The following is a 24,392-nucleotide window of genomic DNA, read 5'->3' on the forward strand; positions in this document are numbered from 1 at the left end:
TCGGTTGACCGAAGGAGGATTGCGCGGCCGGCAACGTCTAGCGGGTGGCGACCCGGGATTCGTGTCTGATCTGGGTAAGGAAGAAGTCCCGGATGTCCTCGGCGAGCAGCTCCGGCACCTCCATCGCGGCGAAGTGGCCGCCGCGCTCGAACTCCGACCAGTGCCTGATGTCGTACAGCCGCTCGGCCAGCGGTCGTACCGACTGCGTGATGTCCTGCGCGAACACCGCCACGCCGACCGGTACCGGGCACGGTTCGACCCGCCGCGGTGTCTCCCGGGACAGCCGCGCCGAGGAGGCTGCGGTGGCGGTCAGCCAGTACAGCGAGATGTCGGTGAGCATCCGCTCGTCACTGATCGGCGTACGAGGGTCGGTCCACTGCGCGAAGCGCTCGGCGATCCAGGCCAGCTGGCCGACCGGTGAGTCGGTCAGCGCGTACCCGATGGTCTGCGGCGTGGTGGCCTGCAGAGCCTGGTACGGCGGCCGGTTCGCCATCAGCTTCCTGATTTTGTCCAGTCGGGCCTCATCCGCTTCGGACACCTCGACGTCGGGGTCCGGCCGGGTCGGCAGGTAGTTGACGTGCACCCCGACGACCTGCTCGGGTGCCACCGCGCCGAGCGCCGTCGAGATGCCCGCGCCGAAGTCGCCGCCCTGCGCGCCGTAACGCTCGTACCCGAGCCGGCGCATCAGCTCAGCCCAGGTCCGCGCGACCCGGACGATGTCCCAGCCCCGCTCCTGGGTCGGCCCGGAGAAGCCGAAACCCGGGATGGACGGGATCACCAGGTGGAAGTCGCGCGACAGCGGCTCAATCACGTCGAGGAACTCCAGGAACGAGCCGGGCCAGCCGTGGGTGAGGATCAGCGCGAGCGCGTCCGGTTTCGAAGACCGGACGTGGACGAAGTGGATGTTCTGGTCGTCGATTTCGGTGCTGAAGTGCGGAAGCTCGTTGAGCTTGGCCTCATGCTCGCGCCAGTCATAGCCGGTGCGCCAGTACTCGGCCAGTTCCTTGAGCCGCGCCAGCGGAAAGCCGTAGTCCCACCCGGCGTCGGCGACCTCGTTGGGCCAGCGGGTGCGGGAGAGCCGGTCGGCCAGGTCGTCGAGGTCGGCCTGGGGGATGTCGATGCGGAACGGCTTGATCATGCTCTCAACTCCGGGAGGATTCGTTCGGCCGCCAAACGTTAGGACACTAAACGTTTAGGATTCGAACGGTAGCATGATCGTTGGTGCTCCGAACGATTCGTTAGACTCGTCACGTGCCGGACCAACCCGAGGAGACGCCCGCCAGCTGGGAGCGCCTGCCCAGCTGGCTGCTGACCCAGACCGCCAACCACGCGCACCGCCTGGTGGCCGAGGGGTTCTCCTCCGTCAACGCCCGCGGCTACCACTACCGCCTGCTGGCGACGCTGGAACATCTCGGCCCGGCCAGCCAGGCCACGCTGGGCCGACGGAGCGGCATCCACCTCAGCGAGATGGTCGCGACGATCAACGAACTCGCCGATCGCAAACTGGTCGAGCGCGCCCCGGACCCCTCCGATCGGCGGCGCAACATCATCTCGCTCACCGCCGGGGGCAAGCGGCAACTGCGGCGTCTGGAGAAGCAGCTGGCCGAAGCCCAGGACGAACTGCTGGCCCCCCTGTCACCCGAGGAGCGGCAGCGGTTGACCGAGCTGCTGTCCAGGCTGTTGGACCACCACGACCGGCGAACCGGCACCCCCGGATAGCCAGCGCGCCGACCGGGGAGCGGCCCCCAGATCTTCGCGCGAAGGCCCGTCGGCAGTCCGCCACGCCCGGCTACCCGGCCACACCCGCCGGAACCGCACCCCAGCCCGGCCAACCGACCGAGACCACCGCTCAACGTCGAGGTCCGGCACGCGATACCCGACGAACGCGGGTACCGGCCGACACGCTCAGTGCCGTCGCGGTATTAATGCCATCGCGCCGTACGTCGGGCGACGCGTGATCGAAATCAACGGTACGGAGTCCCCGGCGGGCCGGACGGTCGAGGCGTCCTCGTCCAAAACTCGGCCGGATGTCAAAATCGGTTGGCGTTACTCCTCCTATCTCGACATCATCTGATTGGACAGAATTCCAGGCACAGAACGCGGCCGGCCGTCACGGAAAGCCAGCGCCGGTTGCGCAGACGTTATTTTCGATCTTTCTGGAAGTTCTGCTGACCAGCGCATATTCAGCCAGAGAAGATCTGGTCGCGGCGATGGCTGACCGACGAGCCAAATGGCCGTTCCGGACCACTCCACTCCGAGTCAAATGTCTGCCACTGGTTCCTCGACCGTGTGTGCCATTCTGAAGGCCCTCGTCAGCTGGGAGATAAGATGCGTCGGTCCAGATCGGCACTTCTCGTTCTCGGGGCCACGGTGTTGATATTGGGTGCCTGGACGGCGGCGGTTCTGTTGAGTCCGGCATCCACAAGATCGTGGACATCGGTCGTACTCGCGATAAGCGTCGTCCTGACGATCGCCCAGGTGCTGGGCCGGCGGCGGGCGATCACAGCGGCGGTAGCCGGGTCGACAGGCCGCTACCCCCGAACCGCCACCCCGCAGCAGCCCGCTCGGGACTACGTCGTGCCCTTCGCGGCCCCGCCATCGGCGCTGATCATCGGGCGGGACGAGGAACTCGACAGAATTCTGCGCTTTGTACGTCGGCGCGAGCCTCGCGGACCACGGGTGGTCGTCATCCACGGGCCGCCGGGAATCGGGAAGACCGGCCTCGCGGTCAAGGCGGCACATCGGTGTGCGGACGACTTTGCCGACGGCGTGCTGTTCGCGTCGCTGGGTGGACCGGTGCTGGAGGCGGGCACCCTGGACGTGATCACCGAGGAGGTTCTCGCCGGTTTCATCGACTCGCTGCAGGGGCCCGACGAGTCGATTCCGGCCGGGCTCGGCGCGCGGCGCGACCGCTTCCGGCAGCTGACCCACGACGTTCGCGGCCGGGTGCTGGTCGTCCTGGACGACGCACCTGACGACCCTGTCGGACTGCGGTCGTTGCTGCCGGCCGGAGACGACGCGGCGGTGTTGGTCACCGCTCGCGAGCCACTGTCGATTCCGGGCGCACTCACGGTCGAGCTCACCCCGTTGGCGGACCGGCACGCGATCAGCCTGTTGCGTCAGATCGTCGGCGCCGAGCGGATCGCTCAGGAGGAGGAGGCGGCCCAGGCCATCGCGCGACGGGCGGCCGGCTCGCCGCTGGCGCTGCAGATCGCCGCCGCCTCGCTGGTCAGCCGGCCGTACTGGACGCTGGCCGCGGCGGTGAAGAACATGGACCTGTTGGAGGAGCCCGCTCCGACGGCCAACGGATCAGTGCCGGCAGGACGGTCGCTGGATCCGAGCTTCGCGATGCTCACCCAGGAGGAGCGGGCGGCGCTGACCGTGCTGGGGCTGCTGGAGTCGGCCACCTTCGCGCCCTGGGAACTCGCCGCGCTGCTCGGCAACGACGTGGAGACCGCCCAGCGGCTCAGCGACCGCCTCGTCCATGCCCGCCTGGTGGAACACATCACCGATGACGCCACGGGTGTTGCCGTCTACCGGATGCTGGAGCATGTCCGCGACTACGTGCAGGCTCGACTGCGGGCACAGCCGATGGACGACGGCCGACTTGCCACCGCCCGGGTACGGCTGGACGAGTTGCGTACGGCACGGCGCAACCGCGACCTGCAGAGCATCCTCAACGACCACGTCTATCCGAATCTGGACATGGGACTACTGGGGTACGCGCTCAGCCACGCGCGCGACGCCCTCGCCCAGTCGCGGGAGAACATCGAGCAGGCGCGCCAGAACCTCGGACTCGCCCGCTGCGGTGCGACAGCCGACTCGGAGGGCGGATGGCCGGCGCAGCTTGCCGCGATCCGACTGTCCGAGGCGTACGAGGGGGAAGGGCTCGCCCTCGCGGCGCTGGCCGAGTTGCTGGCCGAACTCGGCGGGGTCGACGACGCATTCGAGATGGCAGCAAAGGCGCTGAGCACCGAGGCAGCGCAGGCAGCCCCGCGTGCGCTGAGGTGTCAGGGCAAGTTGCAGCGTCGGCAGCGTCGGCTCGACGAGGCGGAGAAGACGTTCAATCTGGCGATCGAAGGGGCCCGGACCATCCGCGACGGTGCCGAGGAGGGTCGCGTCTGGCGCGAGATGGCGATTCTGTGGGCGTGCCGGGGATATACCGAGGAGGGTCTGGCGGCAGTGGACCAGGCCATGGGGCTGGACCTGCGGGAGGATGCCGCCGCCCGGTTGCTGCCAAGCCTTCTCGTCTCCCGGGCGGTGGTGCTGCTCGACGCCGCGGACCGCAGCACCGGGTCCGGACGCGCCGGCCTACTCGCCCGAGCCGACGACTCGCTGTGTGAGGCGAGGCGGACGGCCGACGTCCAGGGGCAACGGCTCTGGCGGGCATGGATCGACTACGAGCGGGCCCGTACGGCACATCGGTCCGGCCACTTCGATCACGGCCGCCGGCTGGCGTTCCGGGCGATGGAAGAGTTCACCCAGATGCGGCATCGATACGGCACCGCGCGCTGCCGGCTGGAGGTCGGGCGCATCTATCTCGATCAGCAGCGTCCGCAGGAGGCCCTGCCGGTGCTCGAGGAGGCGAGGCTGACGCTGTCCACCTGCGGTGGCCGGTGGATCGAGGCCCAGACGGCGGTGGTTCTCGCCGAGGCCCAGGAACAGGTCGGCCGGGTGGGCGAGGCGATGCGGGAGTTGGCCCTGGCGATCGGCCACTACCAGGAACTGGGCGACCGCGCGGGTCTTGTCACGGCGAACCGAGCGCTGGACCGGCTGCGGGACTCGGTGCCGCGGCAGCGTGCCGGGCGACGAGGGGTACAGGTCGGATCCGGCCGGTTGCTGCCGTCGCGGGCCTGGCCGAGCCGGGTGTCGTGATGTCGGTACGCCGCCGGGTGCCCGTGGCCCTTCGTCCCGTCGGCAGATGGTGGTCCCGCAACCACGTCCGGATCGCGGCGTGCATGACGGGCACGGCGGGCTTCGCCGGAACGCTGTTCGGCAATGACGACGTCACGGTCGCCGGGGTCGTGATGGCGGTTCTGATCGGCGTCTGTACCGGCGCGCCCGTCGCGCTGATGGAGCGCACGATCCGGGCAACCATCGGAGAGCGCGCTTCCCGGTCGTCGACGCGTATCGGCCCCCGGTTGCCGACCGCGCGGGAACTGCTGGCGGCACCGCCGCCGGAGAGCCTGAGCACCTTTCGAGGTCGGTCACCCGAAATCCGAGCGCTGATGGATCTGCACGGGCAGGAACGCCGGTCTCGAGAACGTGATCCTCAACAGGCGGCCGGTCCGGTGCTGTTGCGGATCCACGGGCAGCCCGGGGTGGGCAAGACCGTACTGGCCCAGGAGCTCGCCCGTCACCTCGCACCCGAGTACCCCGACGGAGTCATCTCGGCCAACTTCGGCACCGCGGGCGACTCCCGACCACCAGCGGAGATCCTCAAGGAACTCCTGCTGCAACTGGGCCTGCAGGAGAGCGACATGCCGGCCGACACGACCGACCGGGCGGGCTTCCTCCGCTCGGTGACCGTCGGCAAGCGGATCCTGTTCATCTTCGACGCCGCGCGGCATCACGACCAGGTGCTACAGGTGCTGCCGACAGAGCCGGGCTGCGCGGTGGTCGTGACCAGTCGCCGGGATCTCGGCCCCGGTCTCAACATCTCCTCGTCCTCGGCTCCCCCGCTGGAGGTTCCGTCGCTCGAGGACGCCTTGGAGATCCTTGCCGCAGTCACCCGTACCGGCTGGGAAACCCAGGCCGAGCAGGCGATCGAAGTCGTCGAGTTGTGCGGCCGGCTACCCCTGGCGATCCGGTCGGCCGCCGAGCGGGTCGCGCTGGACGGGACTGACCTGCGGCACGTGGTCGACCTGCTCCGGCCGCCGAAGACGAGGCTGGGCTGGTTGGAACAGGGAGGTCACGGCGTACGGGAGCGGCTACTGTCCGAGTACCAACGGCTCGTACCGAGTCAGCAGCGGGCGTTGTGCCTGTTGACGCTGGTGGAGTCCCCGACCTTCGTGCCCTGGGTCCTCCGGCCCCTCCTCGATGTGCGGCCCGACGAGGCGGAGAACATCATGGCGTCGCTGGGCGCCGCACAGCTGCTGGAGAACGCGAAGCACGACCAGGCGACCGGCGTCGCCCGTTACGGGTTCAACCCGTTGGTCCGGCTGTTCGCCAAGGCGATGTTGTCCGAGCACGCGGTGAGCATCGCCGCGGCCCGGAACCGGCTCGAGGACGCCTACCTGGAACTGGTCGACGACGTGCTCACCGAGTTCGACGAAGGGTACGTCAGCACCCGTACCCGGCACTGGATCTCGGCCAACTCCCGGGCGCCGGGCCGCGTCGCGGCGCTGCCCGACTTCGGCGTACGGGCGGAGTACCACAACCTGGTCCGGCTGGTGAGCGCCGCGCGGGAGCAGGGGGAGGCGGGGATGTCGTGGCGGATCGCCGCCAGACTGCAGGGCTGCGTACCAGAGCGGGCGGCGCTCAGACAGAATCTCGACGCGTTCGACAGCGCCGTCGCGGCGGCCAGGACGGACAACTCGGCGCTGGGTGAGGTCGACGTCTGCCTCGCCAAGGGCGCGTTCCTCGTCGCCCTGGAACGGTACTCCGAGGCCATCGAGATACTGACCGAGGCCGGTACGCATGCGGAGGAGGTACAGAAGGCTGCGGGTACGCAGACAGGCCAGCCCGACGGCCAGGCCCGAGAGGCGGCCGTACGGCGGGTCGCCGCGGCGGCGGTACGGCGGGCCCGGATCCAGCGCAAGATCGCCGAGGCGTACCTCCAGATGGGCGCGTACCGGGAAGCCAGCGTTGCCCTGGAGAGCGCGGCTGAGCTGGCCGAGCGGGCGGCCAGCGGCGAGGAGGAACAACTGGTCGCGTTGCTGCGGGCCGAGACTCACCGGGTGACGAGTCCGCATCCGACCAGCGCCGACATCCTGGAGGGGCGGCTGCACGATCCGGTGTACTTCCGCGCGCATCTCGGGCTCTCGGAGGCGGCCCGGCGGCGCGAGCACTGGCGTACCAGCGAAGAGCATCTCCTCACCGCGGAACAGCACAGCAGTGGCGATGCCAGGCGAACCGCCGCCGTCTGTTACCGACTCGCCCGGCTCTATATCGAACGCTGGCGGCACGAGGCAGGAGACCTGGGGGTACCGCTGCCGTCCACCCCGGGCACGAACGACACGGCGCCGGATCCGTCCCGGACGGCCTTGGCCGATCTGCCGAAGATGGCTGTCCGGCGGGCTGCCGAGGCTGCGGTCGCGTTCGCGCGGATGGGGAACGACATCGGTCTCGCCCGTGCCCGCTGTCAGGAGGTGCGCGCCCTGATCATCGCCGGGCACCTCGGCGAGGCCGAACGGCTCAGCCAGGACGTCTGGCAGTCCGTCATGATGTTGGATGCCTCCGCCGGCCCGGCCTGGTCGGCCCTCCTGGCGCGCTTTGCCCGCAGCTCCGGCGAGCTCCTGCTGCACCGTGGCGACATCGGCGCGGCATGGCGCACCCTGGTCCGTGCCGCCAAGCTGTACGCGACCAACGACGACTGGGCCTGTCACGCCGAGATCTGGCGGCTGCTGCGCATCGTCGAATGCCGTTACCCCTTCCCCGAGAGCACGGCATTGGTCGGGCTGGACCAGACTCTCGAGGACGCCGTGACGGCTACCGTTCGGCCGACGTTGTGGAGCGGCGAGCGGGCACCACTGTCATCCCTCGTACCGCTGGCGCGAGACGGACGGACGGAGTCCAGGTCGCAGGCTCGTGCCGAGCCGTCTGCCGGCGAGCCGGCTGTCGACCGTACGGGCAGTCCGGCCAGCGAAGGCGATCCCTGGTCCCGCCGTACGATCGCCGGCTGACTAGGTATGCCTAGACGGCCCGCGCGCTCCGCTAAACCCGGCTGACCAGTAAAGATAGGTAAGCGCTTCCGATGTGGCAGCACCCTCGTCAACCGACGATTGATCCATCAGCGGTTGACAACGAGGAGGCAGGCCATGTTCATACATCCGGACACCTTTCTGGTTCTGGCGAACGATCGTCGCCGTGAATTGATCGCCGAGGCCGACGAGGTGCGCCTGCTCACCAGCGCCCACCGGGCCCGCCGGGCCCGTAAAGCCCTGGCCGTCGGCGCACAGCCCACCGGTACCCTGGCGTCGTGCGAACCATCCGCGGCGGTGCCAGCCCGATGATGATCGGGCGGGAGAGCGAGCTGCGCCGGTTGACGCAGCTCGCTTCGGCGCGTGAGTCGGCGGTCGCGATCATCGCGGGCGAGCCGGGCATCGGAAAGACCCGGCTGGTCCACGAACTGCTGACAACCGTGCCGGCGGAGACCGTGGTGCTGGTCGGGCAGGCGGAACCCGGCTCGCTGTCCCGGCCGTACGAGGTGCTCCTGGACGCCATCGACGGCCGGCCAGAGGTCGACGAGGAGCAGCTTGCGGCCCTCGCGGACCCACGGCGCAGCCCGGTCGAGCGCCTGCACACCGGCCTCGCCATCCTGGCCGACCTGATCGGCGACTCCCCTGCCGTCATCGTCTTCGAGGATCTGCACTGGGCCGACTCGGAGAGCGCGGCACTGTTCGAGCGGATCGCCGACCAGCGCGGGCCGCGGCTGCTCGTCGGAACGTACCGGCCGGACGAGGTGACCCGCCGCCAACCGGTGGCCGGCCTGCTGGTCCGGATGGAACGCCGGCACACCGTCACCCACGTACGCCTGGATCGGCTCACCCCCGCGCAGACCGCGGCGTTGCTGGCGGCGGCCACCGGCGCCCCGGCACCGATGCGTGCCGTGACGGCGCTGCACCACCGCACCGGCGGCAACCCGTTCTTCCTGGAGGAGCTGCTGCGCGCGCTGCCCGGGTACGACCTCGAGGCGCTGGTCGAGCAACCGCTGCCGTGGAGCCTCGCCGACGTGCTACGCCGCCAGGTCGACGACCTCGACCCGGTCAGCCACCGCATCGTCGAGGCGGCCGCCGTGCTCGGCCACCGCATCCCGTTCGACCTGCTCGCCGACGTGACCGGTACGGCTGAGGACGAGCTCATCGCCGTGCTGCGCGACCTGGTCACCCGGGGCGTCCTGGTCGAGTCCGGCGACGACGAGTTCGCGTTCCGGCACGCGCTGGTACGCGAGGCGATCGCCGACCAGATGCTCGGCCGGCAGCGTCGCCGGCTGCACGAGGCGGCACTCGACGTACTCCTGAACGGTGGTGCCTCCGACCCAGCCATGGTGGCGCACCACGCCTGCGGCGCTGGCCGGTACGACGACATGATCGCCGCGGCCCGCCGTGGCACTGCGCTCTACCTCTCCCTCGGCTCCGCCTACCAGGCCCTGCAGCTGGCGGAGATGGGGCTCGACGAGGTGCCCGACGACACCGACCTGCTCGCCTCCGCCGCCCGAGCGGCGTGGCTGGCCGGACTGCTGGACGACGCCCTCCGGTACGGCCGGCGCTGGCGTGACCTCGCCGGCACCACCACCGACCGGGCCGAGTCGCTGTACCTCCTGGTCCGCATCGCCTGGGAGTCCCGCGAGACCGACGAGATGCGCGCCCTGACGCACGACATCGGGACCCTGATCGCGCAACTCCCGCCCGGCGCCGACCAGGCACGGGCGATGACCGCGATCGCGCAGTCGGCGTACCTGCGTGGCGACCTCAACGCGGCGCTGCTCTGGTCCGACCGCGCGCTGGTGCTGGCGGACGAATTCGACCTGTCAGCCGTACGCCTGGCCGCGCTGTTCGAGAAGGGCTCGACGCTCAGCGCGCACCCGCAGACCGCCGCCGACGGCCGCAAGATCCTGTCCACCCTCGTGGACGAGGCCGAGGAGGCGGGCGAGTGGGTGCTGGCTGCCCGTGCCCTCAACATCCTGGTGCAGGGCGAGCCACCCACCTCGCCCGCCGAGTACGCCGCGACACTGGAACGGATGCGGGTCGACGCCGAGCGAGCCGGCTTCGAGTCACTCGCGGTGGCCACGTACTTCCAGGGCCGAGCCCGGCTCGCGTTGCGGGCCGGCGACCTGCGCGCCGCGATCGGGGCGCTGGAGGAAGGGCGCGAGCAGGACCGCAGCTACCGGCGGCGGGGCCGCTGGGCCGACTATCACGGGGTCTTCCTCGCCGGGCTCCATCTGGAGGCCGGCGCGCTGGACCAGGTCGAGCAGCTCATCACCGACCTGGCAGCGCTGCCCGACAACCCGTCGACCATGATTCCCGGCCTCGCCTTCCACCTCGCCTGCCGTCGCGGCGACCTCCCGCACGCCGAAGCGAGCCTGGACGAACTCATCGCGGCGCTACCCGAGCAGACGTGGCGCAGCAATGACCAGGCCCACGACCTGATCTCCGCCGCGCTGGATATCGGCTTGCCGGCGCACCGGCTCGACCAGATGGCGACCGCGCTACTCGACACCGACGTGTGGGACGCGTACCGGACACTCGTCGACGCCCAGCTCGCGGAGGCGCGCGGCCAGCACGCCGAGGCTCTGGCCGGCTACCTGCCCATCGCCGAGGCCCACATCCTGGGGCCGGCGACCCGTGGCACCGTACGCGTGGGCGCCGCCCGCTGTCTGCTCGCGGACGACCGGCGCGAGGAGGCCAGCACGCAGGTGGAGGCAGCCGTACCCCTGCTGGCCAAGTGGCATGGCTGGCGGGTGGCCCAGCTCGCCCAGGTCCGCGCCCAGCTGGGCATGGCGCCGGTCGACGCGGCGCCCGCGCTCACCGGGCCGGCCGCCCTGACCCCCCGCGAGCGGGAAGTGGCAGTGCTGATCAGCGACGGGCTGACCAACACGGAGCTGGCCCGGCGGCTCTACATCTCACCGAAGACCGCCGCCGTGCACGTCTCGAACATCCTGCGGAAGCTGGGCGCCTCGTCCCGGACCGAGGTGGGCGACCTCGTCGGGCGGCACTGACCGGCACCGCCGGTTCCCGATCCGCTCTGGTTTCCGATCCGCGCGCCGGCGCCGCAGCCGCGACAGCCGGCAGCGTGGGTGGTACCCGATCCGGATCCAGACGGGCGGGAACGGGGGGGTTGTCGCTGCGTAACCGGTCAGGCTGACGTCGTCCGTCCGCGCCACCTCGTCGTGTTCCTCGGCCGAGCTCAGTGGCCGTTGGTCCCGGAACCGCGCGGCGTGCGCTGCGCCCCGGCCGGGTCAGGCCCGCCGCCGGTACCGTGGCGGCGGGGCAGCGGCAGCCCGATCGGGTTGCTCGGGGGCAGTACGGAGCGGCAGGCGTCGGTGATCGGGGCCAGCAGCACGACGGCACGCTCCGGATCGACGCCGGTCCAGGCCGCTGCGGCGAGGTCGTCGGTGACGTCCTCGATCCGCTCGTAGGCGGCGACGCCGGTGGCCGTCGGTGTGCCGTCCTCGTCAAGCCACCCGCGTTCGAAGAGCCGTCGGGCCGCGGCGTCCCACTCACCGTCGGACCAGCCCCGATTCGATTGCAGGACCTCGCGGCCGAGGTCCGTTGCGGCCCGCCAGACCAGCGGCTCGCAACCACCCAGCCCGGCCGCGAGCAGCGCGGCGACGTGCCCGTCCCCCCGATGCTCGCGCAGCGCGGTGGCAGCCTGCCACAGCCGAGCCAGCGGGTCCCCCGGTACCGGCAGCGCCGCGTTGGCGGCACCGAGCGCCCGACCGGCCGGGTCGAGACGGCCGACCGCTTCGGTCAGCAGATCGGCGGCCGCCTCGACGGTGCCGGCCGGGATGCCGGCGGTGAGCCGGGCCAGCGCGTCCGTCGCCCCGGCCAGCCGCGCGGCGAGCGTTTCCGCCGGGGTCGCCCGCTCCCAGACATCGGGCAGGGCACGGACCACCATGGCGGGCGCGAAGTTGAAGAAGACGGCGACGACCGGCGCCGCCCCGACCGGCCCGAGCGGTGCCGCGCGGCCGGCGAAGTACCCCCGCCAGTAGCCGCGTAACCCCGCCGCCTCGTACGCCTGCCGCGCCTCCGCCGCGAAGTACGTGACGGCGTGCACAGGTTCGTAAAGTGTCCACATCCGCCGTACGGTCCTCACACCACCAGCATCCCATCCCGCGTACCCGCTTCTTTCAGAGGCTGCGGGCGTTGATGTCGCCGTCGGGGTGGTACGCCACCACGAAGCCACTGGCCGGCGACGTCCTGAGGGTGCGACAACGGCTATTCGAACCGGTCAGCGAGCTTCGTCAGCTTGGTGACGTACGCCGACCAGTCATGGTCGTCGGGGATGTTGCTGTCCTGCCGCCGCCGGCCGATCACTCCGTCGTGCTGCTCGCGCATGACGTCCGCGTGACCGGCGTGACGGGCGAGGTCGCAGGTGACGTGGATCATGATCCGGTGCAGCGTCACGTCCTGTACATCCGGCCCCCACCACGGCACCCGCCCCGGCGCGTCGAGGGGTAGCTGTTCGATCGTCTGGTCCGCGAACACCCCGACACGGCGATACAGCTCGATCAGCCCATCCTTCGTCTCGTCCTCCCGCGCGTACCAGTCTGCCTGCGGGTCCTCCTCGAAGGAATGCGTGGAAACCAAGTCCTGAGGTGTCGGGAACTCGCGCCCGAACGTGGGCCCGAAGTAGCCGGCCTCGACATTGAGGCAGTGCTTGAGGACTCCCAGCAGGTTGTTGCCGGTCGCGGTGCGGGGCAGCCGGGCCTCGCGTTCGCTCAGCCCATCGAGCTTCCAGATCAGGTCATCACGGGTCACCTGGAGGTAATGGTGCAGCGCAGCCTTCGGATCACCCAGATCAGCCATGTCTACCAGTCTTCCTCATCTTCCCGCGCCATCCGGGCGAGGTGTCGCATGCGAGATCAGCGCCGGGCCGGGCAAGGCGGCAGCCGGTTCCCGCCGGTCACGGACGACTCGTGAGCCATCGGGCAGCGGGATCGGCGCGTCGTCCCTCATCGTTCGGATCGGGTACGTGGCCGCAGCACGCCGGACTCGTAGGCGTACACCATCTGGGCGCTGGCGTGGCGCGGATGCGACCTTCGCGATCAGGGCGTGGACGATCCGCGGATGTCTGGTGCCCTTCACGTCGACACCGTGGCCGCCACAACCCGGGTGAGAATTTCGGCAGAACCTGTCGAGAACTGCTGCCGGTCGTTCGTCATCCCGACGAGGCACTTCTTCCAGCCATGAGGAGCAACCATGAAGTACGCGATGCTGATCTTCGGCGACGACCGCGAGTGGACCGCGTTGTCCCCGGCCGACGAGGAGGACGTGATGAAGCAGGTCTATGCGTGGTTCGAGCGGTGGCAGCCGACCGGCAAGATCGCCGACGGCGGCGTCGAACTACAGGCTCGGGAGACGGCGAAGACGGTGCGCGCCGGCGAGAACGGCGGGCCGGTGGTCACGGACGGGCCGTACCTGGAGCTCAAGGAGGTCATCGGCGCGGTGATCGTACTGGAGTGCGAGGACATCGACGAGGCCGCGCGGATCGCCGCCACCTGGCCGCTCGCCGCCGGGATGAGCGCTCTGGAGGTTCGTCCGGTGATGAGCCGCGGTTAGGGCGCGTCGCAGCGGTGACGCCGGGCGCCGGTGTCACAGCCGGCGCCTGAGCTCACCCACCCGGCGCGACATCAGCTCCCGCTCGCTCGGATTCGTCGCCAGTTCCAGGGCCCGCTCCGCCGCCGGCAGCGCCTCGGCCGGGCGGTCGAGCGTGGCCAGCAGTTCGGCCCGGGCAGCGTGCCACAGGTGGTAACCGGCCAGCCGGTCTCCGAGCGCGTCGACCTCGTCGAGCGCCGGGGTCGGGCCCACCGCGAACCGCGTGGCCACCGCCCGGTTCAACAGCACTACCGGCGACGGGTCCAGCACGTACAGCCGGTCGTACAGCGCCCGCACATCGGCCCAGTTGGTGGCCTCGTAGGAGCTGGCCAGCGCGTGCAGCGCGGCGATGCCGGCCCGCACCTGGTACGGCCCAGGCCGGCCCTGGCGCACCGCTGCCCGCAGCCGCAGCGCTGCCCGTTCGATCGCCGCCTCGTCCCACAGCAGCCGGTCCTGCTGGTCGAGCAGCACGATGCGACCCCACGAGTCGAACCGTGCGGCGGCGCGGGCGTGGTGCAGCTCCAGCAACGCGGCCAGGCCGGCGACCTCGGGCTCGCGGGGCAGCAGCGCGGCGAGTTGGCACGCCAACTCGACCCCCTCGCGGGCCAGCTCGCGCCGCTGGACGGAGCGGCCACTGGACAGGTACCCCTCGTTGAACACGAGATAGATCACCGCGAGCACGGCGGGCAGCCGGTCGGCGTACTCGTGCGGCTGCGGCGCCTCGAACCGGATGCCGCGTTCCCGCAACTGGCGCTTGGCCCGGGCGAGCCGCTGCGCCATCGTCGGCAGCGGCACCAGGAACGCGGCGGCGATCTCGACCGTACTCAGACCGCTGGCGGCGTACAACGTCAGCGCGATCCGGGCCGGGGTGGCGAGGTCCGGATGGCAGCACGCGAAGATCATGGCCAGTCGATCGTCCGCGCCCGGTTCTGGCAGCGGTCCCGCGACCGTCCGGGCCATCTTCTCCCGGCCGACGGCGTCACGGCGCAGCCGGTCCAGCGCCTTGCGCCAACCCGTGGTGACCAGCCAACCGGTGGGGCTGTCCGGCACACCCTCGTCAGGCCAGCGCTTGAGCGCCTCGGTCACCGCGTCCGACAGCGCCTCCTCGGCCCGGTCGAAGTCGCCGAGCCGCCGGCTGAGCGCGCCGAGCATCCCCGCCGCGTCCATCCGCCAGATCCGGTCCACCAGTTCGGCCACGTCGTCCACCTCACCAGGGTGCAACACGTGCGGGACCGAGGCGTCCCCTGTCCGGTCGCGGAAGCTTCAGGGTGGGGCCGGCCCATCGTGCTGTCGGGTACCCGACCCACCGTCGCCCACGCGACCGTCTACCCGTCGCCTCGCCACCGGCGAGGGGAACACGGCTGGCAGCACCCCGGCTGTGGCGGCAGGTGCCCTGGGTGAACCGGTTTCGGGCCGGCGAGCCGGTATCCGGACCCGATGATCAGACCGTCGTACAGTGCGTATGTGAGGTTCACCCGTGCCGAGCTGGAGGCTTTCCGTGGTGGAACGCTGCCCGATCTTGTGGAGCCCGGTGTGCGATTGCTGTTCGTCGGCGTCAACCCTGGCCTGCGGACGGTCGCCGTGCAGGCCCACTTCGGTCGACGGGGCAACCGCTTCTACCCGGCGTTGTACCAGGCCGGAATCGTGGACCGGCTGATCGACGCCTCGGCGGGGCTCGCTCCTCACGACCGTGCGCACCTGGCAGCCCGCGGTGTCGGCATCACCAGCCTGGTAGCCGGTGCGACCGCGCGTGCCGACGAGCTCAGCGCCGCGGAGTTGGTTGAGGGCGCCCGATCGCTGACTCAACGGGTGGCGCGGGTCGGCCCGAAGGCTTCGGCTGTGCTGGGCGTCACCGCCTTCCGTATCGCGTTCGAACACCCGAAAGCCGTTGTCGGCCGTCAGCCGGAAGATCTTGGTGGCGCACAACTGTGGGTGGTGCCCAACCCCAGTGGTTTGAACGCGCACGCCACAATCGCCACCCTCGCGCAGGCGTACCGTGCGGTCGCGATCGCTGCGGGGATCGAGGTCTACGACACGGCGAGTTGACGCCGGGCGAGCGGCGGGCGCGTCTCCCCCGCTGAACAAGCGAGTCGTGGCCACAGCCGTAACGTGGACCCGCCTACGTCATCATGAGCAGCTCCTGCAGTTCCGGAAGTCGGCCGAACAGGACGGGGAGGCCGCGCAGGCCGTTGCGCACGGACTCGTGCGACAGCGCGAGGTCAGGGCCGGTGCTCCCCTCGACACCGGCGATGCAGCGGATGTTCCCACCTCGTGAACCCCAACCAGGCGTCGATCATGAACACAAACCAACTTGGACCCGACGGCGGCAGCGCTCCGCCCCCTGCGCCATAGCCGTCGAGGACCGAGCGGAAGATGGCGGGCTGAATGTCGTCGAAGCCAGGTCCCTTCGCGAGGTTCAGCGCGGTCGAGCCGAGCTCACTGGACAAGTCGAGCATCCCCGAGAGCTCCCAGTGGAGCACCACCGGCCGACCCTGTTGAGAGAGCAGGTTCCACGGTTGGATGTCCCGGTGGGTCAATCGAGTGCATGGTCCCTTCGGCGACGTTCAGCTGAGCTGTTCGGCCAGTCCGACGATGATGCCCTCGGGGCCGCGGACGTAGCAGAGCCGATAGCTGTTTTCGTACTGCGCCAGCTCGCCGACGAGTTCGGCGCCGTGGGCGCGCAGGCGGGCAACGACGTCCTCAATGTCGTCGACGGCGAACATTATGCGGCGAATTCCCAGCGTGTTCGCCGGTGCATCCTTCGGCTCGGCGCTGATCGCTCTCGGCCTGTGGAACATCGCCAACTCGACTCGGCCGTGGCCGTCGGGGGTCCGCAGCATTGCGACGTCCTGTCGGACGTCGTCGATCCCGATGACACGCTCCACCCAACGTCCCTCGATCGGCGCCCTGCCCTCCAGTTCCATGCCGAGTTCGACGAAAAACGAAATAACAGCGTCAAGGTCGTCGACAACGATGAGGACATTGTCCATCCGCTGAATCGTCATGCCGGGTCTCCTCGTGTCGTACGGCCACGGTGGCCGCATCCGCTCCCGGGACGGAGCCAGCAGACCGTTCTCGACATCCTCTGCAGCAGCTTTTTCGAGACCCTCCTGACGCGGCAGTACGCGCCACACGCCAGTCGTACCGGACATCTGCGGTGGTGGGAGGCGAAGTTGTCCCGAACTCGCAGGAGCCGGGAGGGCACGACGCGGCGCCGGCCCGGCAACCCATGATGATGACGGGTCGGCGGCAGCATCGGGACGGCGAGGCCCTTCGGATCTGCTGCGCCTGGTGTAAGCGCGGTGGCCATTACCTGGCTTCTTCGTCGCCGACGAGGTTTCCCTTCATGAGCCACGTCGGGCCTTCGGCGTAGGTGCTGGCCTCAGCGAAGAACGCGCCGAAGTAGGGGCCGCTGGCGTGAGTGTTGAACGCGTCGGCGTCCGCGTAGACCTCGTTCAGGTAGAAGATATCCGGGTTCTTCTCGTCCGCGATGACCTCGAACCGGCGCGAGCCCGGCTCGTTCGCGATGGAGTCACGCGCAACCTTCTTGGCAGCCCGAATGAAGTCGTCGCGATGCTCGGACTGTACGGTGAAGGAGACGAGAAATTGGTACATCGGGACCGCTCCTCGATCGTGATGTGATGCCAGCTCTACGTCCCTGGCGGCGCGTCTGGTCGCGGTCGGGATCTCTAGCTCGAGCCGTACCCGGAGTTGAGCCAACGGGCTCCGATCACGATCCCGTGTCCCACGCTACCGACACACGCCACGACATCTCGAACCGATCATGACGCCGCGAATACCCCTCGATGACGAATGCAAACTGCGCGAGACTACGTAGCCGTCCGCTGAGGGCGTCGGTGTCATGGTGATCAAACCGACTCCCCAGACGACCGCTCTGAGGTCGAGGCTACCGCTTGCGCAGACGAACCCGGCGGATCTCTGCCGGGCCAGACAGGGGTCAGGCCGGTTGGTGGGACACGACCCCGCGGATTGCCTCGATCACGGTGGACGTGCGGGGGTCTGGGGCCATCGTGATGCGGAGTCCGTTCATCACGTACCCGAAGGCGATGCCGCTGGCCGGATCGGCGTAGCCGAGCGAGCCGCCGAGGCCGGGGAAGCCGAAGGCGGTGGGCGACCACCAAGGCTGTTCCGGCAGCGGCAGGCCGAAACCGAGCGCCGGCCGGGTCGGCATCATCAGCACCCGGTCGATTCCGCTGGCCTGCTCACGGGTGGCGGCGGCGAGGGTGGTCGCGTCGAGGATCCGGACGCCGTCGACCTCCCCGATCAGCCCGGCGTAGAAGCGGGCCAGTGACGAGGCGGTGCAGATGCCGTTGCCCGCGGGGATCTCCGCCGTCCAGGTACGCGGATCGGTGAGCAGACCGAGCGGCGGGTCGGTCACCATCGTCGACCGGACCACCAGCGACGTCGGATCGGTGTACGCGGCGAGCGCCTCCCGCAGCGCTGCCGGCGCCGCCACGGTGGCGGTGGGCGGGGTGACCGGCTGCTCGACGATCCGGGCCACCCGGTGTGTCTCGGCGATGGGCAGGCCGATCCAGAAGTCCAGGCCGAGCGGTTTGGCGATCTCATCGGCGAAGTACGTGCCGAGGCTGCGGCCGGAGACACGACGTACCACCTCGCCGACCAGCCAGCCGTAGGTGACCCCGTGGTAGCCGTGCGCGGTACCCGGCTGCCAGGCGGGTGCCTGTGCGGCCAGCGCGGCGACGATCGGTTCCCAGGTCAACGCCTGCTCCAGCGGCACCGGACGGTCGAGTACCGGCAGCCCTGCCTGGTGGGACAGGAGCCAGCGGACCGGGATGTCGCCCTTGCCGGCCGCCGCGAACTCCGGCCAGTACTCGGCGACGGGTGCGTCCAGATCGAGTTGCCCCCGCTGGGCCAGCAGGTGCGCGCAGGCGGCGGGCGCGCTCTTGGTGGTCGAGTAGACCAACTGGAGGGTGTCTTCCCGCCAGGCGCGACCGGTGGTGGGATCGGCGACCCCGCCCCAGAGCCGAACAACCTCCCGGCCGTGCCGGTAGACGCTGAGGGCCGCGCCGATCTCGGACCGCGTTTCGAAGTTCGCCAGGAACGCCTCCCGAACCGGCTCGTAACCCGCCGCGACGGTGCCACTGACCACGGACATGCGCTTCTCCTCCTGCAGGGTCGGGCCCGGACGACGATCAGCCCAGACATGGACGTCAGGATATCTTGACGTCACCAGTCAGGGAACCCTGACGACCATATGCTTGCGGGATGGCGGAGGAGATGGTTCCGGGGCACGCGAACCTCATCGCGTTCCGGTTGCCAGACGGAACGCTGAGTACCGACGCCTCAGCATCGGCCAGCACCGCCGGCTACCGGGCCCGGTGTAGTTGCGGTTGGGTCGGAACCAGCGACTATCCGGCCGCCGAAGAGGGGCGCTGGATGGCCACCTCCGAGTGGGGTGGACACATCAGGCCGATCCTGGCCGCCACTCCGCCCGGCTGGCTGCTGGGCCGCTCCGACACACTTCGGGACAACGTCGCCGAGCTGGCCGCTACCTGGCCGTTGCAGGCGCTCGGCGTCCTCGCCGAGGTGGAACGTTGGCAACGGCCGCTGATCGAACGGGCCGTGATGGCGGCCCGGGAGGCCGGGCTCTCCTGGGCCGAGATCGGCAAGGCGCTCGGCATCAGCCGGCAGTCGGCGCATGAACGGTTCCGCAACGTCGCACCGTCCAAGCCACCCGCCTAAGGCCCTCGGCGACGCCCTCGCGATCGACGCCGGCGCATACGACTATCCACCGGACGCCACCGGCCAGGAGCGGCAGTTCGACTACTCGTTCGGCCTCACCCGAATCCTGGACGGTGTGGAAACCCTCGTCCGGTACCGCGCCGAAACGACGAGGTAGTCCGGAAACCAACGCCGGGTGAAGCTGTTCGGGCAGACGCAGGAGGCCCCGACGGCACCACCACCACCGTCCTGAGCGGTACCCGACAGGCATGATTGTCGCCGTGCGCTACCTGATCTCTCACCCCGACGCAGTGGCCGAGCTTCGCGATCTTGACGTCGCGCTCTACGACGGTACTGCGCCCATCCCGAAGAACCTGGACGACGTCGAGTTCTACGCCATTCCGTACGGGGTCATCGACCCGCGCCTCTGCGAGCCGATCGCCTGGATGCCCCGGCTCAAAGTGGTGCAGACGGTGACCGCCGGCTACGACCACATCCTGCCGTTCCTGCGGCCCGGCCTGATCCTGGCCAACGGCCGCGGCGTGCACGACGCGGCCACCGCCGAGTTGGCCGTGGCGCTCACCCTTGCCGCCCGGCGACGGCTGCCGGACTTCGTCCGTGCGGGCGGCGAGGGCCACTGGGCCTCGGGCTGGTCGACCGGGCTGGCCGACGCCCGGGTACTGATCGTCGGGTACGGCTCGATCGGCGCCGCGATCGAGCGCCGGCTTGCCGGGTTCGAAGTGGAAATCAGCCGGGTGGCACGGAGCGCCCGCCCCGGCGTACGGCCGGTCTCCGAAATTGCGGAAATGTTGCCACAGGCCGACGTTGTCATCTTGGTCACCCCGCTGACCCCGGAGACCGAGGGTCTGGCGGACAAGGACTTCCTCGCCAGGATGGCCGACGGCGCCCTGCTGGTGAACGTGTCACGGGGGCGGGTGGTGGACACCGAGGCGCTGCTCGCCGAACTCGACGCGGGCCGGCTGCACGCTGCCCTGGACGTCACCGAACCCGAGCCGCTGCCCGCCGACCACCCGCTGTGGTCCGCGCCGAACGTCCTGATCAGCCCGCACGTCGGCGGCCTGACCGCCGCGTTGGCACCTCGAGCCCGCCGACTGCTGGTCGACCAGGCCCGGCGGTACGCGGCGGACCAGCCGCTCACGAACGTCGTCATCGGGTCGTAACCTCGGCCGCGGCTACGCCCTGTTACGTCTTTCGCTGCCCGGTCTCCGATGGAGCGGCCTGATGGCGCCTCCGCTGACTGGAGCCGGTATAACGGGGTGCGACTCGACGGCCGGCGGTCGTAGAGTGCTCTCCTTGTGAGCAGAGCTGCCGAGATCTTCGTGCCGGCGCGTCTCGGGACAGGCTTTCGGTGGTTACTGGCGTCGTCATGGTCGACGAACCTGGGCGATGGTGTCGCCGCCGCAGCCGGTCCTCTGCTGGTCGCGTCGCTGACCCACGACCCGTTCCTGATCTCGCTGGCGGCCATGATGCGGTGGGCGCCGCCACTGGTGTTCGGCCTCTACGCCGGAGTGCTGGCCGACCGGCATGACCGCCGCTGGGTAGTGATGGCCGCGAATCTCGTCCGTGTCGCGGTGCTGTGCGTGCTGACCTTCACGTTGCTTACCGGCACCGTCGCGGTGACGGGTGCGCTGGTGGCGTTGGGGTTGCTCGCCACGGCCGAGGTCTTCGCGGACAACACCTCCACGACGCTGACGCCGATGCTGGTGCACCGCGACGACCTTGCGGTTGCCAACTCCCGCTTACAGGCCGGGTTCATCACCCTGAACCAACTGGCCGGCCCGTCGATCGGGGCCGCGCTGTTCGCCGCCGGGGTCGTGTGGGCGTTCGCGACCGAACTCGTCCTGGTCATCGCGGGCGTGATTCTGGTGTCGAAGGTCGTGCTACCCGCCCACGGCCGCGACGCATCGGATGTGCAGAGCGGCGTGTGGCGCGACATCGTTCTGGGCTTGCGGTGGGTGGTGCACAACCCGGCGGTCCGGACGCTGGTGCTGACCATTCTGATCTTCAACGTCACCTTCGGTGCGGCCTGGTCCGTGCTGGTGCTCTACGCCACGCAGCGCCTTGGCCTCGGTGCCATCGGGTTCGGCCTGCTCACCACGGTCTCGGCCGTCGGCGGCCTGCTCGGGATGGGACTCTACGGCTGGCTCACCCGACGGGTGAGTCTAGGTAACGTGATGCGTGTGGGGCTCATCATCGAGACCCTCACCCACTTCGCCCTCGCCGTGACGACCTCGGCGTGGGCCGCGATGCTGATCTTCCTCATCTTCGGCGCTCACGCGTTCATCTGGCACACGACCTCGATCAGCATCAGGCAGCGCGCCGTCCCCGCGCACCTGCAGGGCCGCGTCACCAGCGTGAACACCATCGGTGTGTACGGCGGCCTGGTGGTCGGTTCGGCCGTCGGCGGTGGCCTGGCCACCCACTACGGGGTCACGGCGCCATTCTGGTTCGCGTTCGCAGGTTCGGCCCTCTTCGTTGTCCTGCTCTGGCGGGAGTTGACCCGCATCGTCCACGCCGAGGCGCCGTAGGGAATCGTCCTTCCCTGGCCGCACCCCGACGCCTCAGGCGCAGCCCCAGTTTTCCTGAACCTGGATCGTGACCGGGACGCTCTGCGTCTCCACCCCGTCCGATGCCGTCAGCTCCGGCTGGTATATCCCGAACGGTAGCGGCGGCAGGGTCATCGCGATCAGATTGAGCGCGGTGTGACCGTCGCTCGATCCGGGTGGGATCGGCGTATGCGGCAGGCTTGTGGTCGTACCGGCCGGCAGTTTCCGCGCTCCGACCTCGATCGGCGTCGACCACTGCCCGTCGATGGTGATCCAGAAATATGTCCACCAGGATTCGCCGGCCGGGATGCAGATGCGCTGTCCGACGCTCGCCAGCTGCCAGGTTGCCGCCGACGTGCTGGTACCCGCCGCAGCGGCCGGCTGGCTGCCGATCAGCGCCAGCGTGAGTACGGTGATCAGCCCAAGCGCCAGCCGAGCGACGACGAAGGTCGATCGCAACATCGAAGCCTCCCAAAGCTCGTTCGAGAGGCGGCTACCACCTGGAAATGTCTCACCCGAACCGCCGCCCCGAATACGACAGCCTACCGCGATTGTTTCAGAAAATTACCGGAAGTTGTCGACCCAGAACCTCAGCCACACATATCTGGCCGGGCATCCACGCATTGACAGCGGTCTTTGGCGGGCTCACGAGCCGATCGTCACCCTGAACTTCCGCTCTGGGCCCGGCCCCCGGGCTCCTCCCCCTGTGAGGGCGTGGGTGAGGGTGCGGCGACGCCCGGGGCGGGGCCTCGGTGGGCAGAGGGTGCCTGGCCATTGCCCGACGTGGCTCCGCTTGACCTTGACACAGTGACAAGGTCTTCACTGTTAGCCAAGGAGGTGGTCCCGATGGCCATGCCGGACGACGACACGAACACGTTGCGAGCGCTCCAGGGGCTGGGGCACAGCATGTCCTCGGTGCGGCTGAAGGCAGCGCTGGCGGTCGGCACGACCCCGAACCCGTGGTTCATCGACACGCTCATAGCACGATGCGCGATCGAGCCCGAGTTTCAGGTGCGCGAAGCGCTCACCTGGGCACTCACTCGCCACCCGTCATCAATGACGGTCCCAAAGATCATCCATGAACTCCGCTCGGAGCGTGCGCAGGCACGGAGCCAGGCGTTGCACACGCTTTCCAAGATCGGAGATCGGCGAGCCTGGCCGGCGATCACACGGGCGCTGCTCGGCGACGCCGACGACGAGGTGGCGCGGAGCGCTTGGCGGGCGGCGGTCGTACTCGTGCCCGACGGCGAAAGATCCGAGTTGACCGCAGTCTTGGCGACGCAGCTCGGGCGCGGTGGGCGTGAGATGCAGTTGAGCCTCAGCCGGGCGCTGATCGCACTCGGTGAGGTGATCACCCCGACTCTGCGTACCGCGATGACGGATCTCGACCCTCGCGTACGTCAGCATGCGATCGCCACGGAACGGCTGTTGCGCAACCCGGATGCCGGATTCGAGTTCGCGATCGAGGAGGCGAAGAAGATCGTCGCCCTCGGCGTGACCAGCCAGGAGAGTGACAGGCAGTGTTGATCGGTGAGGTGGCACGACGCTCCGGAGTCAGCGCCCGCATGCTCAGACATTACGACTCGCTCGGCCTGGTGCGGCCGACGGGTCGTACCGAGGCGGGTTATCGAGAGTACTCCAGGGAGGACATCCGGCGAATCTTCCATATCGAGAGCCTACGGTCATTGGGACTGTCACTGCGTGAAGTCGGGCAGGCGCTCGACAATCCCGAATTCGCGCCCTCGGAACTCGTCGACGACCTCGTCGAGCGAACGCGAGAACGCATTGCGGGTGAGACGGAGCTGCTCGCGCGACTCCGTCGGATCGGTGCCGTGGGACCCGCCGACTGGGAGGACGTTCTCCGGATCGTGGCACTCCTTCAGGCACTGGGGTCGGAGAGCGTCGGGCAGCGCCAGCGCGCGGCCTTGTCCTCAGTCGAAGATGTTCCGGTGCCGGTGGAAGCTCTGGTCGAGGCAGCGTTGAACGAGACGGACCCGAACGTGGCCGGAGCCCTTCGATGGGCCCTGGCACGAACGGGCGATGGCGGATTGGCGCTGCTGGCAGAGGGCCTCGGCTCACCAGCGGCCGAGGTGCGGAAACGTGCCGTCGAGTCCATCGCCAGGATTCCGAACGGCGCGGCGACCGCACTGCTGCAGGAGTCGCTCACAGACCCCGACGTCCCGGTCCGCAGATCTGCGGCTCTGGCGCTCGGGGCACGCGGAGTAGCCGACGCGGTCCCGACGCTCGTCGAAATGGTCGTCGAGGGGACGAACGACGTCGACGCGGCCGACGCACTGACCGTGCTGGCGCGTGATTCCGCGTTGGCGGAACAGATAGCTACCAGGCTCGTTGCCTGCCTCGCCGACGGCACGATGGAATCGTCGGCACGTCGACGGCTGACACAGGCGCTCGCGGAGATCCCGGGGAACACGGCGTCACATGCCCTCGCAGATCTGTCCCATGACGACGACCGAGCCGTTGCGCTTACTGCGACATACATCGCCAAGCTACGCAACGCACAATAGTGCATCTATCCCCGGGGGCTTCCACCCTGATCGCACAGTGAGGTTCTGACGTGGCAGGAGCGAAAGTGCCGGTGCGAGGATCCCCGAGTGTCGCAGCCGCCGGGAGGATCCGGCGGTCC

The 24,392-nt window shown here is 69.5% G+C and carries 21 protein-coding genes; 12 read left to right on the plus strand and 9 right to left on the minus strand.

The features are described from left to right. Window positions 1–37 precede the first annotated feature (37 nt). The gene (locus H4W31_RS31515; RefSeq protein ID WP_192769953.1) at window positions 38–1,138 is read right to left on the minus strand and encodes an epoxide hydrolase family protein; all 1,101 of its coding nucleotides are present in this window, start codon (window positions 1,136–1,138) and stop codon (window positions 38–40) included. 113 nt (window positions 1,139–1,251) lie between these two features. Between H4W31_RS31515 and H4W31_RS31520 the strand changes: the two genes are divergently transcribed. From H4W31_RS31520 to H4W31_RS31540, 5 genes are all read left to right on the plus strand, one after another. Then, entirely contained in the window at window positions 1,252–1,719 is a 468-nt protein-coding gene (locus H4W31_RS31520) for a MarR family winged helix-turn-helix transcriptional regulator (protein ID WP_192769954.1), read from the plus strand. A 609-nt stretch (window positions 1,720–2,328) separates the two neighbouring features. Then, complete coding sequence (locus H4W31_RS31525; RefSeq protein WP_192769955.1) at window positions 2,329–4,875, plus strand: ATP-binding protein; 2,547 nt, start codon at window positions 2,329–2,331, stop codon at window positions 4,873–4,875. Window positions 4,876–4,958: 83 nt separating this feature from the next. Beyond that, the gene (locus H4W31_RS31530) at window positions 4,959–7,844 is read left to right on the plus strand and encodes an NB-ARC domain-containing protein (protein WP_192769956.1); all 2,886 of its coding nucleotides are present in this window, start codon (window positions 4,959–4,961) and stop codon (window positions 7,842–7,844) included. Between the two features lie 135 nt (window positions 7,845–7,979). Beyond that, a complete protein-coding gene (locus H4W31_RS31535; protein WP_192769957.1) occupies window positions 7,980–8,174 on the plus strand; it encodes a hypothetical protein in 195 nt (64 codons plus the stop codon). Beyond that, complete coding sequence (locus H4W31_RS31540; protein ID WP_318783512.1) at window positions 8,141–10,879, plus strand: ATP-binding protein; 2,739 nt, start codon at window positions 8,141–8,143, stop codon at window positions 10,877–10,879. Before H4W31_RS31535 ends, H4W31_RS31540 begins: the two co-directional genes overlap by 34 nt. A gap of 188 nt (window positions 10,880–11,067) precedes the next feature. Here the strand turns inward: H4W31_RS31540 and H4W31_RS31545 are convergent, their stop codons facing one another. Then, entirely contained in the window at window positions 11,068–11,958 is an 891-nt protein-coding gene (locus H4W31_RS31545) for an SCO6745 family protein (RefSeq protein ID WP_225945770.1), read from the minus strand. A gap of 140 nt (window positions 11,959–12,098) precedes the next feature. Beyond that, entirely contained in the window at window positions 12,099–12,689 is a 591-nt protein-coding gene (locus H4W31_RS31550; RefSeq protein ID WP_192769958.1) for a DinB family protein, read from the minus strand. Window positions 12,690–13,082: 393 nt separating this feature from the next. On the opposite strand from H4W31_RS31550, the gene H4W31_RS31555 reads away from it, so the two are divergent. Then, complete coding sequence (locus H4W31_RS31555) at window positions 13,083–13,442, plus strand: YciI family protein (protein ID WP_192769959.1); 360 nt, start codon at window positions 13,083–13,085, stop codon at window positions 13,440–13,442. A 33-nt stretch (window positions 13,443–13,475) separates the two neighbouring features. Here the strand turns inward: H4W31_RS31555 and H4W31_RS31560 are convergent, their stop codons facing one another. Next, window positions 13,476–14,684 (minus strand): RNA polymerase sigma factor, encoded by a 1,209-nt coding sequence (locus H4W31_RS31560; RefSeq protein WP_318783513.1) that lies wholly within the window; start codon window positions 14,682–14,684, stop codon window positions 13,476–13,478. A 258-nt stretch (window positions 14,685–14,942) separates the two neighbouring features. On the opposite strand from H4W31_RS31560, the gene H4W31_RS31565 reads away from it, so the two are divergent. Beyond that, entirely contained in the window at window positions 14,943–15,524 is a 582-nt protein-coding gene (locus tag H4W31_RS31565) for a mismatch-specific DNA-glycosylase (RefSeq protein ID WP_192769961.1), read from the plus strand. A gap of 173 nt (window positions 15,525–15,697) precedes the next feature. Here H4W31_RS31565 and H4W31_RS43275 read toward each other — a convergent pair whose 3' ends face one another. The 4 genes from H4W31_RS43275 to H4W31_RS31585 form a co-directional block, all read right to left on the minus strand. Continuing rightward, window positions 15,698–15,961 (minus strand): hypothetical protein, encoded by a 264-nt coding sequence (locus H4W31_RS43275; RefSeq protein ID WP_225945772.1) that lies wholly within the window; start codon window positions 15,959–15,961, stop codon window positions 15,698–15,700. An 81-nt stretch (window positions 15,962–16,042) separates the two neighbouring features. Beyond that, window positions 16,043–16,483: a VOC family protein gene (locus H4W31_RS31575; RefSeq protein WP_192769962.1), complete on the minus strand. Its 441-nt coding sequence runs from the start codon at window positions 16,481–16,483 to the stop codon at window positions 16,043–16,045. A gap of 304 nt (window positions 16,484–16,787) precedes the next feature. Next, window positions 16,788–17,093 carry a putative quinol monooxygenase gene (locus tag H4W31_RS31580; RefSeq protein ID WP_192769963.1) on the minus strand — a complete coding sequence of 102 codons (306 nt, stop codon included), beginning with the start codon at window positions 17,091–17,093 and terminating at the stop codon, window positions 16,788–16,790. A 343-nt stretch (window positions 17,094–17,436) separates the two neighbouring features. Beyond that, complete coding sequence (locus H4W31_RS31585) at window positions 17,437–18,615, minus strand: serine hydrolase domain-containing protein (protein WP_192769964.1); 1,179 nt, start codon at window positions 18,613–18,615, stop codon at window positions 17,437–17,439. A 110-nt stretch (window positions 18,616–18,725) separates the two neighbouring features. Between H4W31_RS31585 and H4W31_RS31590 the strand changes: the two genes are divergently transcribed. The 3 genes from H4W31_RS31590 to H4W31_RS31600 all read left to right on the plus strand — a co-directional run bounded on the left by H4W31_RS31590 (window position 18,726) and on the right by H4W31_RS31600 (window position 21,730). Continuing rightward, window positions 18,726–19,202: a hypothetical protein gene (locus H4W31_RS31590; RefSeq protein ID WP_192769965.1), complete on the plus strand. Its 477-nt coding sequence runs from the start codon at window positions 18,726–18,728 to the stop codon at window positions 19,200–19,202. A gap of 248 nt (window positions 19,203–19,450) precedes the next feature. Next, on the plus strand, window positions 19,451–20,362 hold the full coding sequence (locus tag H4W31_RS31595; RefSeq protein WP_192769966.1) for a 2-hydroxyacid dehydrogenase: 912 nt from the start codon (window positions 19,451–19,453) through the stop codon (window positions 20,360–20,362). A 135-nt stretch (window positions 20,363–20,497) separates the two neighbouring features. Beyond that, complete coding sequence (locus tag H4W31_RS31600) at window positions 20,498–21,730, plus strand: MFS transporter (RefSeq protein WP_192769967.1); 1,233 nt, start codon at window positions 20,498–20,500, stop codon at window positions 21,728–21,730. Between the two features lie 33 nt (window positions 21,731–21,763). Here H4W31_RS31600 and H4W31_RS31605 read toward each other — a convergent pair whose 3' ends face one another. Further along, window positions 21,764–22,210 carry a DUF5980 family protein gene (locus H4W31_RS31605; protein ID WP_192769968.1) on the minus strand — a complete coding sequence of 149 codons (447 nt, stop codon included), beginning with the start codon at window positions 22,208–22,210 and terminating at the stop codon, window positions 21,764–21,766. Window positions 22,211–22,600: 390 nt separating this feature from the next. Here H4W31_RS31605 and H4W31_RS31610 point away from each other — a divergent pair, with 390 nt between their 5' ends. Both H4W31_RS31610 and H4W31_RS31615 read left to right on the plus strand, forming a co-directional pair. Next, on the plus strand, window positions 22,601–23,275 hold the full coding sequence (locus H4W31_RS31610) for a HEAT repeat domain-containing protein (RefSeq protein WP_225947353.1): 675 nt from the start codon (window positions 22,601–22,603) through the stop codon (window positions 23,273–23,275). Further along, window positions 23,269–24,273: a HEAT repeat domain-containing protein gene (locus H4W31_RS31615; protein WP_192769970.1), complete on the plus strand. Its 1,005-nt coding sequence runs from the start codon at window positions 23,269–23,271 to the stop codon at window positions 24,271–24,273. The genes H4W31_RS31610 and H4W31_RS31615 overlap by 7 nt, the downstream gene beginning before the upstream one ends. Window positions 24,274–24,392 lie beyond the last annotated feature (119 nt).

Origin of the sequence: Plantactinospora soyae, assembly GCF_014874095.1 — a bacterium.
GTDB classification, from domain to species: domain Bacteria; phylum Actinomycetota; class Actinomycetes; order Mycobacteriales; family Micromonosporaceae; genus Plantactinospora; species Plantactinospora soyae.